The sequence below is a fragment of the Vibrio splendidus 12E03 genome, assembly GCF_000272105.2.
GTDB classification, from domain to species: Bacteria; Pseudomonadota; Gammaproteobacteria; order Enterobacterales; family Vibrionaceae; genus Vibrio; species Vibrio splendidus_I.
In genome coordinates, this window is sequence record NZ_AJZD02000349.1 from 1 (window position 1) to 1,538 (window position 1,538).

2 protein-coding genes are annotated in these 1,538 nt (G+C 38.6%); both read left to right on the plus strand.

The features are described from left to right. Positions 1-661 precede the first annotated feature (661 nt). Positions 662-1,267, plus strand: a complete 606-nt coding sequence (locus A142_RS25250; RefSeq protein ID WP_019819820.1) for a helix-turn-helix transcriptional regulator — start codon at positions 662-664, stop codon at positions 1,265-1,267. Further along, positions 1,257-1,538 (plus strand): trypsin-like serine protease (locus A142_RS22855; RefSeq protein WP_029405253.1); only part of this gene is annotated, 282 nt, incomplete at its 3' end. The genes A142_RS25250 and A142_RS22855, both read left to right, overlap by 11 nt.

A 1,538-nucleotide genomic window follows, 5' to 3' on the forward strand; every position in this document is an offset into this window, starting at 1 on the left:
ACTTGAGAGAAGTACTAAAGGTACTTGAGATAATCTGCATATTTTTTAATCTTAGTACTTGACCGTGAGTACTGTAGTGTTAGTATTGTAGGTACTTAATTATGAGGACTTACTTGTGAAGTACACAAATGTTACTGATGTAACTCAAGTTAATGAAGATGGTGAGGTCACATCTCAAAGAACATCTAAGACATACAATATTCCTAGCGAACCTAATTACATTAAGTTTTACATCGAGGATTTGGGGGCTTTACATGGATTGTCTAAAGGTGAATCAGACGTGCTCTTTTCTTTGTCTCGTTTGATTGGTTGGGACGGAATCGTAAGCATTTCCAAAGCATCGTTTTGAAAGAACAATCGAGCCTGAAACTGGGCTGAAATATCAAACCTTTAAAAACATAATTAAACGGTTGGTAGATAAGGAAATTTTTTATCGAAGTGGTCGCGGTGAATTAGAAGCTAATCCATTTTTATTTGCTAAAGGGGATTGGCAGGATATCTACCAAAGAAGAATGGAAATAGAGCTAAGAATTAGTTACTCAAAAGAAAATGGGCGAACTATGAGTAGTACTGTAGTAAGTAAATAGCAATCGCTGGTTGTCCGGGCGGCTACCCGGACAACCAACTAACCACAACAAACAAAACACACAGGAGTCATATTATGGCTGTAGCGAATGATACATCAAAATTAATGGTAGCAGAAAGTGCGATTCACTTATTTCCTGAGCTTACAGTTAGGCAATATGAAGCATTAGAAATTTTTTCGTGTGGTGCACCTCAAAAACAATTGAGCGCAACCATGGGAGTGACAATCGATACCGTGAAAGAGCACATCGAGGCGGTGAAGCAAAAGTATGGCTGCGGAAGTACATTAGAAATTCGTTACGTGTACTTATCTCGTGTAATGCAATTTCTTTGCTCAAAAGAAATGTCAAAAAACAAGGTGTCAGCACTACAGAACATCGAACGATCAACTGACTTGGATAAAGAGAAAGTTTACGTTCTACCACAACAGCGTTTCTTCTCTATCCTAGAACGTTCAGAGCGTACTGACATTATGATGAAACTCCTCTCTAGATGTACCAATCTAGAGGGTGAAGAAATGGCTCTACTAGAAATGTGCGTAGATGAAATTCAGACTATCAATCACGTCTTGCACGATATGAGTGCAGCTCACGCTGAGTCGTTAGAGTGCGTTGAAACTTATGAACTGAACCAAGACTCGCCGTTTTATTTAATGGAAAAAGGCTTAGAAAATGACAAATAAAAATGTAATAGCGTCCTTGATTCTTGCAGCATTATCGAGTTTTCAAGTTCTAGCTATAGAAAATGGAACGTCTGTCGATTGGCAAAATGATTTTGATGACCAGGTCAAAAACAACTGTACAGGAATGATAGTCGGTGGCAATCAAGTATTAACCGCAGCTCATTGTACAGATTTAACCAGTATTACCTTTGCTGATGGCACTGTGATGGATGCAGTTAGTCGAGATGATCATCCTAGCTATTTGTATTCAAGTTCAGGCTCTCAATATGAC